General features: G+C 37.0%; 18 protein-coding genes. 5 read left to right on the forward strand and 13 right to left on the reverse strand.

Going from position 1 to position 14,405, the window contains the following annotated elements:
• Positions 1 to 9: 9 nt before the first annotated feature.
• Both C7B89_RS11985 and C7B89_RS11990 read right to left on the reverse strand, forming a co-directional pair.
• Positions 10 to 1,191 carry an FtsW/RodA/SpoVE family cell cycle protein gene (locus tag C7B89_RS11985; protein WP_048394707.1) on the reverse strand — a complete coding sequence of 394 codons (1,182 nt, stop codon included), beginning with the start codon at positions 1,189 to 1,191 and terminating at the stop codon, positions 10 to 12.
• Positions 1,192 to 1,251: 60 nt separating this feature from the next.
• Positions 1,252 to 1,533 carry an Fpa/YlaN family protein gene (locus C7B89_RS11990; RefSeq protein ID WP_004224778.1) on the reverse strand — a complete coding sequence of 94 codons (282 nt, stop codon included), beginning with the start codon at positions 1,531 to 1,533 and terminating at the stop codon, positions 1,252 to 1,254.
• Positions 1,534 to 1,715: 182 nt separating this feature from the next.
• On the opposite strand from C7B89_RS11990, the gene C7B89_RS11995 reads away from it, so the two are divergent.
• On the forward strand, positions 1,716 to 2,216 hold the full coding sequence (locus tag C7B89_RS11995) for a molybdopterin-binding protein (protein WP_036077076.1): 501 nt from the start codon (positions 1,716 to 1,718) through the stop codon (positions 2,214 to 2,216).
• A gap of 11 nt (positions 2,217 to 2,227) precedes the next feature.
• A complete protein-coding gene (locus C7B89_RS12000) occupies positions 2,228 to 2,431 on the forward strand; it encodes a YlaI family protein (RefSeq protein ID WP_048394712.1) in 204 nt (67 codons plus the stop codon).
• Between the two features lie 54 nt (positions 2,432 to 2,485).
• Here C7B89_RS12000 and C7B89_RS12005 read toward each other — a convergent pair whose 3' ends face one another.
• From C7B89_RS12005 to typA, 5 genes are all read right to left on the reverse strand, one after another.
• Positions 2,486 to 3,280, reverse strand: coding sequence for an ABC transporter permease (locus tag C7B89_RS12005; protein WP_115673801.1), 795 nt, complete (start codon positions 3,278 to 3,280; stop codon positions 2,486 to 2,488).
• The gene (locus C7B89_RS12010; protein WP_115673802.1) at positions 3,273 to 4,040 is read right to left on the reverse strand and encodes an ABC transporter ATP-binding protein; all 768 of its coding nucleotides are present in this window, start codon (positions 4,038 to 4,040) and stop codon (positions 3,273 to 3,275) included. The genes C7B89_RS12005 and C7B89_RS12010 overlap by 8 nt, the downstream gene beginning before the upstream one ends.
• 1 nt (position 4,041) lies before the next feature.
• On the reverse strand, positions 4,042 to 5,034 hold the full coding sequence (locus C7B89_RS12015) for an ABC transporter substrate-binding protein (protein ID WP_004224773.1): 993 nt from the start codon (positions 5,032 to 5,034) through the stop codon (positions 4,042 to 4,044).
• Positions 5,035 to 5,250: 216 nt separating this feature from the next.
• On the reverse strand, positions 5,251 to 5,649 hold the full coding sequence (locus C7B89_RS12020) for a YlaH-like family protein (RefSeq protein ID WP_004224772.1): 399 nt from the start codon (positions 5,647 to 5,649) through the stop codon (positions 5,251 to 5,253).
• Positions 5,650 to 5,679: 30 nt separating this feature from the next.
• On the reverse strand, positions 5,680 to 7,524 hold the full coding sequence (gene typA, locus C7B89_RS12025; protein ID WP_054549845.1) for a translational GTPase TypA: 1,845 nt from the start codon (positions 7,522 to 7,524) through the stop codon (positions 5,680 to 5,682).
• Positions 7,525 to 7,662: 138 nt separating this feature from the next.
• On the opposite strand from typA, the gene C7B89_RS12030 reads away from it, so the two are divergent.
• A complete protein-coding gene (locus C7B89_RS12030) occupies positions 7,663 to 7,848 on the forward strand; it encodes a DUF5325 family protein (RefSeq protein ID WP_004224770.1) in 186 nt (61 codons plus the stop codon).
• Positions 7,849 to 7,890: 42 nt separating this feature from the next.
• Here the strand turns inward: C7B89_RS12030 and C7B89_RS12035 are convergent, their stop codons facing one another.
• Together C7B89_RS12035 and C7B89_RS12040 are read right to left on the reverse strand one after the other, a co-directional pair.
• Entirely contained in the window at positions 7,891 to 8,685 is a 795-nt protein-coding gene (locus C7B89_RS12035; protein ID WP_004224769.1) for an inositol monophosphatase family protein, read from the reverse strand.
• Between the two features lie 212 nt (positions 8,686 to 8,897).
• Positions 8,898 to 9,095: a hypothetical protein gene (locus C7B89_RS12040; RefSeq protein ID WP_004224768.1), complete on the reverse strand. Its 198-nt coding sequence runs from the start codon at positions 9,093 to 9,095 to the stop codon at positions 8,898 to 8,900.
• A gap of 126 nt (positions 9,096 to 9,221) precedes the next feature.
• Here C7B89_RS12040 and C7B89_RS12045 point away from each other — a divergent pair, with 126 nt between their 5' ends.
• On the forward strand, positions 9,222 to 9,848 hold the full coding sequence (locus C7B89_RS12045) for a YktB family protein (protein ID WP_115673803.1): 627 nt from the start codon (positions 9,222 to 9,224) through the stop codon (positions 9,846 to 9,848).
• Between the two features lie 103 nt (positions 9,849 to 9,951).
• On the opposite strand, the gene C7B89_RS12050 is transcribed toward C7B89_RS12045, so the two are convergent.
• A complete protein-coding gene (locus C7B89_RS12050) occupies positions 9,952 to 10,239 on the reverse strand; it encodes a UPF0223 family protein (protein WP_054549842.1) in 288 nt (95 codons plus the stop codon).
• Positions 10,240 to 10,259: 20 nt separating this feature from the next.
• Positions 10,260 to 11,219, reverse strand: a complete 960-nt coding sequence (locus C7B89_RS12055) for an NAD(P)H-dependent flavin oxidoreductase (RefSeq protein ID WP_048394725.1) — start codon at positions 11,217 to 11,219, stop codon at positions 10,260 to 10,262.
• A 145-nt stretch (positions 11,220 to 11,364) separates the two neighbouring features.
• Between C7B89_RS12055 and C7B89_RS12060 the strand changes: the two genes are divergently transcribed.
• Positions 11,365 to 12,834, forward strand: a complete 1,470-nt coding sequence (locus C7B89_RS12060; RefSeq protein WP_004224764.1) for an aminotransferase class I/II-fold pyridoxal phosphate-dependent enzyme — start codon at positions 11,365 to 11,367, stop codon at positions 12,832 to 12,834.
• Between the two features lie 261 nt (positions 12,835 to 13,095).
• Here the strand turns inward: C7B89_RS12060 and C7B89_RS12065 are convergent, their stop codons facing one another.
• Both C7B89_RS12065 and C7B89_RS12070 read right to left on the reverse strand, forming a co-directional pair.
• Positions 13,096 to 13,773, reverse strand: coding sequence for an LrgB family protein (locus tag C7B89_RS12065; RefSeq protein ID WP_115673804.1), 678 nt, complete (start codon positions 13,771 to 13,773; stop codon positions 13,096 to 13,098).
• Positions 13,766 to 14,212: a CidA/LrgA family protein gene (locus C7B89_RS12070; RefSeq protein ID WP_244205650.1), complete on the reverse strand. Its 447-nt coding sequence runs from the start codon at positions 14,210 to 14,212 to the stop codon at positions 13,766 to 13,768. Before C7B89_RS12070 ends, C7B89_RS12065 begins: the two co-directional genes overlap by 8 nt.
• Positions 14,213 to 14,405: the final 193 nt, after the last annotated feature.

Here is a 14,405-nt window from a genome sequence, read left to right on the forward strand (position 1 = left end):
TATCCCCCTTTATGATTGTGTTTTTTTCCTCTCTACCTTTTCAAACATAGAAACATTGATCAATATTCCCATCGCTAAAGATAGAATGATTATAGATGTACCGCCATAGCTTATAAAAGGTAACGTTACACCGGTTAACGGGATTAACCCGGTTACACCCCCAAGATTAATAAACGATTGCCAGCCTATCCAGCTCGCAATACCAGCCGCAATCATGCGTGCCAATGGATCTTTTGTCCGCAATGCAATAGAAAAACCTTTATATACAATAAATCCCAAGCCACATAAGACAATCAAAACGCCCCATATCCCTAACTCTTCCATTATGATTGCCATAATAAAATCTGTTTGTGGTTCAGGCAAGTATCCTAATTTTTGAATGGATTGACCAAGGCCCCGCCCTTCTAAGCCGCCTCCACCAATGGCATAATAACTATTCACCACTTGGTGACCACTACCATCCTCATACTCAAATGGATTTAAGTAAGACAATATCCGTCCTTTTCGATTTCCTGTTAGTAGCTCTCCCTTAAATATCCATAGAATACCAAGAATAGCTGTACCAAACGCACCTAATACACCAAAAAATTTCCAAAATGTTCTAAATGGAATACCACTTGAAGCTACAACTGAAACGGCAATACCACATAGAATAATGACTGCTCCTAAGTCTGTTTCAAAGGCTACCCCAGCAACTACTAAAATCCATAGAAAAATTGGGTAAAAAATTTCAGTCGGTTGTAGCTTTTCAAACGTATATTTTTGCGCTTTTCGATAAAAAGCAGCTGCAAAATATAAAATTATAAATAGTTTCGCATACTCTGAAGGTTGAAAATTCCCTAAACCTGGGATAGCAATCCAACTTTGAGAACCTACTTCTTCTGCCCCATTCCCTGCTACTTTTACCCATGTAAATAACACAACCAATACAACAGTTAGCAATAACATAATATTCTTATTCGCATAATGTTTATATGGGAAAAATGCTGTAATGATAAAGCCAAGAAATGCCACCATTAAATTGGTCACTTGCTTTTGATAAAAATAATCAGGTGCTTGACCTTTTTGAACAATAGCAACCATCATACTTGAACTGTAAATCATTATTAACCCAAATAAACTTAATAATAGGACCGTAAAAAATAAGGGATAATCAAAATTTTGTGCATAGCGTTTTAAGTATTGTCTCATTGGAAAACCTCGTTCTAGTAAAAAAACTCAAAGCGCAAAGAAGCGTTTGAGTTTTTCTTTTTATTTGTCTGTATACGCGTCGTGTAGTACAGAAAGTTCCTTCTCGAGTGAATCGAGAATTTCTTTGCCTTTTTCACGTTCAATCAATCCAAGCTTCACAGCAAAGTCAATTTCACGTGATAGACCGAACATTTGTGTATCTAATACTTCCTCATATAAAGGGCATTGTGGCATTGTTAAATGATCCATTTGTACTCGAATAAGGCGAGCAATCTTATCTGCATCAGCAACTAATAGCTCCAAAGCCTTCTCTTGAAAAGAAGTTTGTGATTTCGTATCCATGAGGACGCCCCCATTATCTGATATTTCTTCGATTCTATCTTAATAAAGTTTATCTTTTAGTCGATAAAAATGCAAGTGTCTTCATTGGAAAATAGAGAATTCGAATTATATTTCTTTATTATCTCTAGGCATTAGCGTTATACTATGTCATGGATATACAAGATTTGAGGAGGATTTCTATTATGGAAACAATAATTCCTATCACAGGTGCAGTCACATACCAACTAACATTAGATCCTACTGTGTGGATTTTCGATGATCGTAAATTAGATTTAAACACTTACTTCACTACTCAAAATGTTGAGGAAGATGCTGACGTCAAATATATGCGTGAAGTAGGAGCACACTGGTCACGTGAAATTATGGAAGGAGCAACATTCCCACCTACATTAAAATCAGAAAGGAAATTTGACCGTAAAGGAATGGAGACAGGTACATTTGGTATCGAATTAAGTCACTTCTTGAAGAATGCTGAAATTAAACCAGAAGCGACAAAAATCGTCTTAACTTGCAAAGATGGTCAAGAATATCCTTTTACAATTGAAGAAGCTTATACACTTATTTTAAAATATAGCCAAGACGGTAAGCCTCTTTTAGAAGACGGTCCCATCCATGTATTACTAAGAGACGGTTCAAATATTGACAATCCTATTAAAAACGTATCAGCCATTCGCGCTGAATAGGAGGGAATGCAATGCGCGTTAAATGCGTTATTTGCGATACGATTCATAATTTAGACGATAATTTACCTTTAGCAAAAAAATTGCGAAATCGACCAATTCATACTTATATGTGCGATATTTGTCATGATCGCATTTCGGAAAATACTGTAGCACGAATGGAAACAGGCAATTTCCGTTTTTATCGTACTTCACCCCAGATGGATAAAGAATTTTAACTAAAGAACAGATTAAAAAGAGGTGCCTCTATTTTGAGACACCTCTTTTTTATACTATCCATTATTTTTAATAATCGTTTTTTCAACTAATTCTACAACTTGATACATAATGGTAGCAAAAAAGGCAATGATCAGAAGTGACATAAGGACAAGGTTAAAATTAAATACTTGGAAGCCATAGATAATTAAATAACCAAGTCCTTTTGAAGCTACTAAAAATTCCCCTACAATAACCCCTACCCATGATAAGCCAACATTCACTTTCAAGGTCGAAATGATTGTAGGAAATGAGGCTGGCAAAATGACCTCACGAAAGATTTGCCATCTTGTCGCTCCAAAGGTTTGTAAAACCTTACTATAATTCGGATCGACACCTTTAAATGCCGTATATACAACAATCGTTGTTATAATGATGGATATTAATGCACCCATAGCTATGATAGAAAAATAACCTGGGCCGAGTGCAACAATCAAAATCGGACCAAGTGCAACTTTTGGCATCGCGTTTAAAATTACTAGATAGGGATCGAGTACTTTTGATAGTAACGGGGACCACCACAAGACAACAGCTATCAATGTTCCTAATAAAGTCCCCGCTAAAAAGCCAATAACTGTCTCCATTAATGTAACACTCACATGCAATGTTAAAGAACCGTCAATGACTTTCTCAATAAATGTATGCCATACATGAGTTGGCGAGCTAAAAATTAACCGATCAATCCATTCTAATCTTGAAAGCAGCTCCCATCCACCAAAGAATAGCAGTAAAATAATAAACTGATATATTCGAACATAGCGTTTTTCTTTTTTTAACAATTGCTGATATTGCTTAAATAATGTATTATCCAAGGCTCTCCAGCTCCTTCCAAATAGTTTGGAAAATATCTGCATAGGCTGGATGCTGTCTTACATCAAAAGGTGATAGTTCATTAAGGGCTTTAGGTATTTCAAACACTTTGTGAACTGCCCCTGGGTTTGCAGAAAATAGAACTACGCGCTCACTCATTGCGATTGCTTCACCAATATCATGTGTCACAAGAATAGCAGTCTTTTTATAAGTTTTTAATGTTTCCACCACTAAATCCTCAAGCTTTAATTTAGACTGATAATCTAACGCTGAAAATGGTTCATCTAATAATAAAATTTTAGGATTTACAGCTAAGGTACGAGCAAGGGCCACACGTTGCCGCATACCTCCTGATAATTCTCGAGGGTAATTGTTCCCCACATGCGGTAATCCTACTTCCTGTAATAACGCATTGGCCGTTACTTTATGTGTTTTACGACTTTTTTCCATTATTTTCAATCCGATTGTGACGTTTTCTTCAATGGTCTTCCAAGGAAATAAATAGTCCTGCTGAAGCATATAGCCAATGCTTGATTGATTACTCGCTGATAGCTTTTCACCATCTATATAAACATTGCCTTCAGTGGCAGGGAATAATCCTGCAATAATTGATAATAATGTGGTTTTACCGCAGCCACTCGGCCCAATAAACGAAACAAACTCTCCTTCATGAATGGCTAAACTGATATCACGTAATACTTCCTTTGCCTGTGTACTTGAAAAATAACTATGGTGAATATTCTCCAGCTGTAAAAATTCCATATTACTCAGCAGCCTTTTTGGCAAAAGTAGTGTTCACAAGTTTTTCATACTCCACTCGTTGAGGAAGTTCACCTGCTTCCTCCATAATTGTTTGCAAGTTATCCCACTCTCCTTCATCAAGGATTGGGTCAGTAGCATAAGAGCCTTGTGCTTTATATCGCTCAATTACCGTTTCAATTATCTCTATATCCACATTTTCAAAATACGGTTGAATAATTTTTGCTACTTCAGCAGCACTCTCATTTTGCACAAAATCCTGTGCTCGTTTCAATGCATTTGTAAAGGCTTGAACAGTTGAAGCTTCATCCTTTAAATAACTACTTTTGGCCATAAAGGACGTGTAAGGAAGATTACCAGACTCCGTTCCAAACGAAGCTACAATATAACCCTTTCCTTCTTTCTCAAAGACACTCGCAGTAGGTTCAAATAATTGAACATAGTCACCAGTACCTGATGCAAAAGCAGTAGCAATGTTGGCAAAATCAATATTTTGAATGAGCGTTAAATCATTTACAGGGTCGATGCCATGTTTTTTCAGCACGAATTCACCTGCCATTTGTGGCATTCCACCTTTACGTTGCCCCAAAAACGTTGAGCCCTTCAATTGATCCCACGAAAAATTATCTATCTTATCTCTTGCCACTAAAAAGGTACCATCCGTTTGTGTTAACTGTGCAAAATTTTGAATGGGATCATTTGCACCTTGTAAAGTGACATAAATAGACGTCTCAGACCCAACTAAAGCTATATCAATTCCATCTGACAGTAACGCCGTCATCGTTTTATCGCCACCTGCAATCGTTTGTAGCTCAACAGAAAGACCCTCCTCCTCGAAGAAACCTTTCTCAAGTGCTACATATTGAGGCGCATAGAAAATCGAACGAGTTACTTCTCCTACTTTGACTTTTTCTAGCTCTGCTTTATTACATGCCGTCAAAGAAAGGAGTAACAAAGCAATGACACCTAATAATAAACCTTTTGTAAGCCAACGCATTCCCTTTCCTCCTTGATGTGTTGAAAATAAGCCTATCGACATTAACTTATTCACATAAGAAGATTTCGGTGCCTATCATTTTTTAATTTGTGTAGAGTGCGGGTGTTTTCCTCAGCTTGACTACAGGGGGAAACATACAAAAAAACAGCCTTAGCATTAAAACCGCTAAGACTGTTTATAACAGATAAAAAGTTCTTATTATAAAGTACGTAATTGTTATTGATTGGTAGCTTGTTGCTCTTCTCTTTTTTCACGCCATAGCCTTGTTTTATAGACAATTAGAATTAAGGCCGCTACAATCAGACCTTCAATCATTGGTAAGAATAGGGCGAAGAATGTAAGCATGATACAACCTAAAAATAGGAACGCATAAATAATAATATTTTGAGATAACTTTAATTTCTTGGCAAAGCCTAGTTTATAGACAATGGCAGAAAGTACAAATACAAGAAGAAATACAACATAACCTGCTATTTCATAGCTTGGTAAATTTTCATATAAAAATCTAGTGATACCAGCCATTCTCCCATAAACTCGTGTTGTTTCATCTGTACCTGTCTGTGCAGCAACTTGAATAACATTTAGTTCACCCAATAAAGCGGACTTCAGATCCAAGACTCCTCTTCCTTTCGTGGAAGCAAAAAATTATTGTTCAGCGTTTTTTAGTTTTTTCGCTATTCTTTCACGTTCATTTTTATCTAGAATTTGTTTACGAAGGCGAATAGATTCTGGAGTGATTTCTAAATACTCATCATCATTTAAGAACTCTAATGCTTCTTCTAGTGTTAATAGACGCGGCTTTTTAATAACGTTTGTTGCATCTTTTGTCGCAGAACGAACATTCGTTTTTTGCTTCATTTTTGTTATGTTTACAGTGATATCATTATCACGTGTATTTTCACCAACAATCATACCTTCATAAATTTCAGTACCTGGCTCAACAAATAGTGTACCACGGTCCTCTACTTGCATCATACCATAAGTTGTCGATTTACCAGTTTCCATTGATACAAGAACACCTTGGTGACGTCCACCAATACGGCCTGGAATATATGGTTGGTAACAATCGAATGTATGGTTAATGATACCAAAACCTTTCGTCATAGACATGAATTCTGTTGTATATCCAATTAAACCACGGGCAGGAACAAGGAATGTTAAACGTACTTGGCCATTGCCATTGTTCACCATATCCAACATTTCACCTTTACGCGTACCAATCGATTCAATAACCGAACCTACATTTTCTTCTGGAACATCAATTTGTACACGTTCAAATGGTTCACATTTTACACCATCAATTTCACGAATGATAACTTGAGGTTTTGATACTTGTAGTTCAAAGCCTTCACGGCGCATATTTTCAATAAGAATTGATAAATGTAGCTCACCACGTCCAGAAACCGTCCATGCATCTGGTGAATCTGTATCTTCTACACGTAGAGATACGTCCGTTTGAAGTTGTGAACGTAAACGCTCTTCTACTTTACGAGCAGTTACCCATTTCCCTTCACGACCTGCAAACGGTGAATTATTCACTAAGAAAGTCATTTGTAATGTTGGCTCGTCTATACGTAATGGTGTTAAAGCTTCTTGATGTTCCACCGGACATACTGTTTCCCCAACGTTGATGTCTTCCATACCTGAAACAGCAATTAAGTCACCAGCTTTTGCTGATTGGATTTCTTCACGTTTTAAACCAAAGAAACCAAATAGTTTTGTTACACGGAATTGTTTCACAGTCCCATCTAACTTCATTAAAGCAACTTGTTGCCCTACTTCAATTGTTCCGCGGAATACGCGTCCAATCCCAATACGACCAACATAATCATTGTAGTCAAGTAATGCCACTTGGAATTGTAATGGATCTGCTGAGTTGTCTACTGGTGCAGGAATTGCTTCAATTACCTTTTCAAATAGACATTGCATATTTTCTTCTTGTTTTGCTGGATCAGCATCAAGAGAAGCTGTACCGTTTACACCTGATGCATACACAACAGGGAAATCTAATTGATCATCATCAGCGCCTAGCTCGATGAATAATTCTAATACTTCATCTACTACTTCTAAAGGACGAGCTGAATCTTTATCAACTTTGTTTACAACTACAATCGGTGTTAACTTTTGTTCCAACGCTTTTTTCAGTACAAAGCGTGTTTGCGGCATACAACCCTCATACGCATCGACAACTAGTAAAACGCCATCTACCATTTTTAAAATACGTTCTACCTCACCACCGAAGTCGGCGTGTCCAGGCGTATCAAGGATGTTAATACGAGTTCCGTTATAGTTTACTGCAGTATTTTTTGCTAAAATTGTAATACCACGTTCGCGTTCAATATCATTAGAGTCCATTGCACGTTCTTCAACATGTTCGTTTGAACGGAATGTACCTGATTGTTTTAATAATTGGTCGACTAAAGTAGTTTTACCATGGTCAACGTGGGCGATAATTGCGATATTGCGAAGATCTTGACGTAAGTTTGTCATTATTCCACTCCATATTCTTTTTTCGAATGTTTAACTGTGATATTATAGCACAAGAAGGATAGAAATGTCCTTATTAGAATTTCCATCATTCTAAAAAATATATTTGATCGACAAATTTTTTATATAGGAGGCTAGGCTATGAATCGTGCAAAAATCGTAATGGCCATCTATGCATTGGCAGCTGTATTAGCAATGTGTTCTATCGGCTACTCTGTTGCAGCTAGTAATGTATTTGGTGTAATAGCTGGTATTGTGGCTACTTGTGTCATTTTCATGACAGCCTTTAAAATGAAGCGTAAACTACGTGCGCAAGGATTACTTTAAAGAACATAAAAAGGAGCTGTCTAATAAATAGACGGCTCCTTTTTATTCATATGGCACTATATATTTTTCTAATAATTCTTTATGAATAGCGGGATTAGCAATAATAAATGTATCCTGATGAAGGAAATCAAAGCCTTCACCATGTAGATTTGTAGCAACTGCTCCAACTTCCTGAGCAATGATGGTCCCTCCTGCAATATCCCATGGTGCTAAACGCATAGAGACATAGGCATCTAATTTGCCACTTACAACAAATGCAATTTCCATTGCTGCGGAGCCATAGGACCGTGTACCGCGAACTTTACGAACCATATCTATCACCTTTTCATGGTGAATATGTCGATTAGGTGCGACCCAATGTGCATTTATGCCAATGACAGACTCCTCCATTGTAACAGACTGTAGTTTACGCAATGGTGAATCATTATACCATGCCCCTTGCCCCTCGATGGCACTAAATAAATCCTCCCGCATGACATCAAATATGTAACCTAACTTTCCTACGCCATTGACAAAAATACCGATTGAAATCATAAAATGGCGATGCTGTTTAACAAAATTCATCGTTCCATCAATTGGATCAATAATCCAAACTACACCATCTAGTGATTTAACCTGTTCGCCCATTCCTTCTTCCCCTAGAATTTTATGGGTTGGATCAAAAGCTTTAATTTGCTCAATAAAGAATAACTCCGTCTCTCGATCAATATTGGTAACGAGGTCATTTGCACCTGATTTTGTCTCAATTACTAGATTATACGAAAAAGCCTCTCGAATACGTCGCCCAGCTTCAAAAATAATATCTTTTGCAAATTTATCAATTTGTTGTAAATCCACTCATAACCCACCCTTCGAATATAAGAAAAGGCCTTTTATATTAATCGCTCTCGTATGTTTATGATGCCTTTTCCCACTACTTCACAACTTTTGCTATATAAAACCTAGTACTACCTTATGATATAATTTCTATTTTACCCTTTGTCACAATAAAAATCACCTGCTGTCGGAATATTCAGCAAGTGATTTTTTAAATGGGTATTAGATTTTGATTACGCATAGGCGTGCAAACTTTCAAGTTCCATCTGAATTTCTGCCAGACGTTTTTTACTTTTTTCAATTTCCATGTCATTTTTTTCATTCATTGCTGCAAAAAGTGAAGCTAATTCATAATCTAATTCTAATTGTAAAATGTGCTCATATTGCTTTTCAATGTCAACTTTACGTATAATTTTTACGAATGGTTTCATAAAAAACACTTCCTTTTTTTAATTTTTTTACAGAAACTTTACTCATTTGATAAAGTTCTTGTTATAAGATTTTTTCCCAAATTCAGCGTAAAATAAACCTTATAAAACGAAAGGAGTAAAATAAAATTGCCAAAAATAAAGTGGACAAACAAAGACTTTAAGGTTTTTACAATAGACGGTTTAGAACAGAGAATGGATGCTTTAAATTTACATGTACGTCCAAAATTCAATCAGCTAGGTGAAGATTTTTCTGCATTTTTCTCTAGCCAATTAGGTGAAGAATTCTTCCCGCATGTGGCTAAACATGCTCGAAGAACTGTTAACCCTCCAAAAGATAGTTGGGTTGCCTTCGCCCCTTATAAAAGAGGTTATAAATCATTGCCTCACTTTCAGATTGGTCTATGGCACACACATTTATTCATCGTCTTAGCTATTATTTATGAAGCGCCTCAAAAAAATGTTATGGCTGAGCGTTTACTAGCTCATAAATCTTTAATTGAGCAGCTTCCAGATGATTTTATTGTGTCAGGAGATCATATGTCCCCTGAGGCCGTTTCTCTCGAAGTGGCAAAAGAAGACAAGCTTGAAGAACTGCTTATTCGCCTACGAGATGTCAAAAAGGGTGAGTTTTTAATTGGCCGTCATATTCCAAAAGAACAAGCAACCAAACTAACAGCAATCGAATTACATCAATTAACAGAAGACACATTTAACAGCTTACTTCCTCTTTACAACATTATTGTTGGAAAATAAGCTAACCTTATAAAGTTTTTTATTGATGTAGTTTATGCAATATGTCGTTTTTTAACACAAAAAAATAAAGAGTGGATGTGAGTTGATCTCACATCCACTTTTTTTAATGGCCATTTCTTGGGGTAACTTTTATAATCATCCCATCTTCGGCTTCCTTTGTTTGTTTTACAACTGGATAGCTAATGTAGCCACTCGCCTCTTCAAATTCGCGAAAAATTGATTTTTCCTCTGCTTGGGAAGGAACAATCTCTTTAAAGCGTCGATATTTAGCTAGCATAACTTCACGCTTGATGCCTTTTTCATAAGCTTTCTCAATTCCCTCAAAGAATTGAACAACATCCACAATCTCTTCTGTGGACCAATCAGTTGAAAACGGATAAGAGTATTCCATTCGACAAAACCACCTTTACGTTATTGCCCCCATTTTAACCGTATACTTTCAGCTTCTGCAACCATTCGCTTAATAAGGTCATCAACGGTTGGGATATCGTGAATCATTCCAGTCACTTGTCCAGCCCAGCCAAAGCCCTGTTCCTTATCACCATCGTAAATAAAGCGTTTATTTGCTGAACCACTTATATATTCTTTCAACGCCTCATATGTTGGTGTTTTTTCCTCAATTTCTAAAATCTTTGTAGTAAAGTCATTGCGTAATGCACGAGCCGGCGCACCAATTGAGCGCTTAATAATGGTTGTATCTGCTTCAGTACTTGCAACTAGTGCCTCTTTATAAGCCTCAGAAGCATCAACACACTCTCGTGTTGCTATAAAACGAGTGCCCATTTCAATGCCTTCAGCTCCCAATGCTTGAGCAGCCATCCAGCCGCGTCCATCACCAATTCCACCTGAAGCAATGACAGGAATACTAACACTATCAACCACCTGGGGAACAAGAACCATTGTACCGACATCATCACGCCCAAGATGACCGCCACCCTCTTGACCCACAACCATTACAGCATCTGCTCCAAGCTGTTCAGCCTTTTGAGCTTGTCTACGAGCAGCTACAAGGACTAATTTTTTTATAGCTGTGCCTGCCAGTAAATTAAATATAGGCGCTGGATTTCCCCCTGTCATTGTAACAACTGGAACTTCTTCTTCGATTGCAACGCGCACCATATCCTCATAGCCTGTACCATGCATGCCAATCGCAAAATTTACGCCAAAAGGTTTATCTGTTAATGTTCGTACCTTATGGATCTCTGCTCGTAATAATTCAGGATCTCGTAAACTCATAGCCGTTATTTGCCCTAAACCACCAGCATTCGACACAGCTGCGGCTAAATCAGCATATGCTAAATAGGCTAATCCCCCTTGAATAATTGGATATTTAACCTGTAAAAGATCCGTCACACGTGTATTCCAATTCATAGTACCTCCCCTTTCGTTCAATACTATTTTCTCGGTATCCTGAAAAAAATCCTTTTATTTTTTAGGAAAAGCCTATTTTTTCGTGTCGTTAGGTGCTATAATTCATTTGTTTTCTTAGATATTATAAAGTGAGGTGGTACCTGCGTTGTCACAATTAGAGACTCCATTGTTCGACGTATTATTAAAACATCGGAACAGACATCCCATTCAGTTCCATATTCCAGGCCATAAGAAAGGGCAAGGAATGGATCCTGCTTTCCGAGAATTCGTCGGCGACAACGTTTTATCAATTGATTTAATTAATATTGCTCCACTAGACGATTTACATTCACCAAAGGGTGCTATAAAAGAAGCGCAAAACTTAGCAGCTGAAGCCTTTGGTGCTGATCATACATTCTTTTCCGTTCAAGGTACTAGTGGCGCCATCATGACGATGATTCTGACCGTCGTCGGTCCAGGTGATAAAATTCTAGTGCCACGGAATGTTCATAAATCTATTATGTCGGCGATTGTATTCGCTGGTGCCATTCCAATTTTTATTCATCCTGAAGTTGACAGCGAATATGGGATTTCTCATGGCATATCCCCTGAAGCTGTTGAAAAAGCATTAAATGCTTACCCAGATACAAAGGCAGTACTTGTTATTAATCCAACATATTTTGGCTTTACAGCTGATTTAAAGCGTATTGTGGAGATTGCTCATGACCGTAATATTCCGGTAGTAGTAGATGAAGCACATGGTGTACACATAAAATTCCATGATGACCTTCCATATTCAGCTATGGAAGCAGGTGCTGACATGGCAGCAACAAGCGTTCATAAGCTTGGTGGCTCCATGACACAAACGTCTATTTTAAATGTACGTGAGGGTCTTGTTTCTGCAAAACGTGTACAAGCTGTATTTTCTATGTTAACAACTACATCGACATCCTATCCATTACTTGCTTCACTTGACACAGCTCGACGTCAGTTAGCCATTCATGGATACGATTTAATTGACGATGCATTACGTTTAGCAAAGGATGCTCGTAAACGCATCAATCAAATACCACATTTAAAGTGTGCAGGTAAGGAAAAGTTACATTCTTCTGCAACTTATGATATGGATCCATTAAAACTTCTGATTAGTGTGAAAGATTTAGGTATTTCTGGTCATCGAGCTGAGGAATGGTTGCGTTATAATGCCAATATTGAAGTCGAATTGTCTGACCTTTATAATATCTTATGTTTAGTGACTTTAGGAGATACAAAAAAGGAAATTAATCTTTTAATAAATGCGTTAACTCGTATGTCAAAAGCATTTGATTCTGAAGCGGCTATAACAGAGGCTTTGGTAAATGTGCCAGAAATTCCAGCTCTCGCCATGTCTCCGCGTGATGCTTTTTATGCAGATACAGAAGTCGTTCCTCTTGCAGAAGCAGATAACTGTATTTGTGCAGAATTTATTATGGTATATCCTCCTGGGATTCCTATTTTTATTCCCGGGGAAATAATTACTCAAGAAAATATTCATTATATTCAAATGAATATTGAAGCAGGTTTACCCGTTCAAGGACCAGAGGATACAACATTAAAAACAATTCGTGTAATCAAAGAACGTAAGCCAATTTTCTAAAAAATATAAGCTAGCTCTTCAATTTGAAGGGTTAGCTTTTATATTTATAAATACAGATGTGAGTATATATTCTTCTTGTTGAACACAACCAGAAAACATTCTCTCTATTACAAAATAGTTATAATAGAATATTATCTGAAGTTTTTTTCATTTCATTTTCACAATGAATAATTGCTTCTAGAAATAACCATTTATTTAAAACAAAAGGGTTGTTTCCTATCTTTTTTGAGACAGCTCCTTTTTCTATAAAGCACCATTCTATTATAAAAATAAATACACAAATAAAGGGCAGAAGAAGGCTCCGATAATAGCCGTTAAACCCATTGATAAGGAACCAACTGATAATTCCTGTTCCCCATATTCTCTTAATTTCACAAGACCTACCCCATGTGAGGCACTTCCTACTGCCACTCCCCTACTCACGGCAGAGTCAATTTTGCCATACTTAATGACTAACGGTCCGATAATGGCCCCTACAAACCCTGCAATCATGACGAAAACAGCCGTTAAAGGAGGAATGCCCCCAATCGTTTCGCTCACCTGCATTCCAACAGGCGTTGTTAACGATTTAGGTAAGGCTGTCAGCATCCAGCTAGGTTCTACACCGATCCATTTTAGTAACACAAAAATTGTCACTAAGCCTGTTATCATGCCGATTAGAAGTCCTGATAAAATAGAATACTTATATTTCATAATAATAGCTCGTTGATTATAGAGAGGATATGCAAGTGCCACAACAGCAGGCCCAAGCATTTTCTGAAGCCATTCCCCACCTTGCATATAAGTTGAATAAGGAATATCAAATACAAGTAAAATCATTGCACTGACAATCGTAGTCGTGACCAAGGGAATCATGATAGGATGGGGAAATCGTTGATAGAGCTTTGTAAATAAAATAAACATGATGATGGTGCTAAGGACAACCGTTACTTCAATCAACAGTTAATTCCCCCTTTCCTTCTTCCACAGTAGGCTTTGAGCTTTCTTTTTTGGCCAGTTCTCTTTTTTCAATGAGTTGTGTCAGCAATCCTGTTACATAAATAGAGATTAATGTACTAGCAATAACTGCTAAAATGATGAGCAGACCAGTGAATGTCATGAGCTCTGGATAATCAATAACACCTACAGTTGCTGGAATGAAAAACAACGTTAAGATGCCAATTAAAAAACCTGCTCCATCTTGTATATATTCGACCTTAATAATTTTAAAATTGAGTGAAAGTGCTAATAAAAGTAAGCCAATGACGCTTCCTGGAAGAGGTATGTGCAGATAAGAAACAATGCCAACCCCCATGTAATAGAAAATAGTAAGTATACCGATTTGCACAATAATCCGAACAGCTCGTAACAACAACGTAGCAAAATTTTCGTTCAACATTTCGCCACTTTTCACCCCCTATATCGTTCATTCTACATCTGTAGGAATTTTCTGTCTATTGTAATTTTAGAAAAATAATAATCAAATACAGAAATATCCAAGCAATTCTATGAAACAGTATTAAAAGTCCTATTCTACAAGAACTTCATGATTTAACTTTTTATCATTTTGACTTATCAACTTTTTTATATTG

Source organism: Lysinibacillus capsici, assembly GCF_003367505.1.
Classification (GTDB): Bacteria; Bacillota; Bacilli; order Bacillales_A; family Planococcaceae; genus Lysinibacillus; species Lysinibacillus capsici.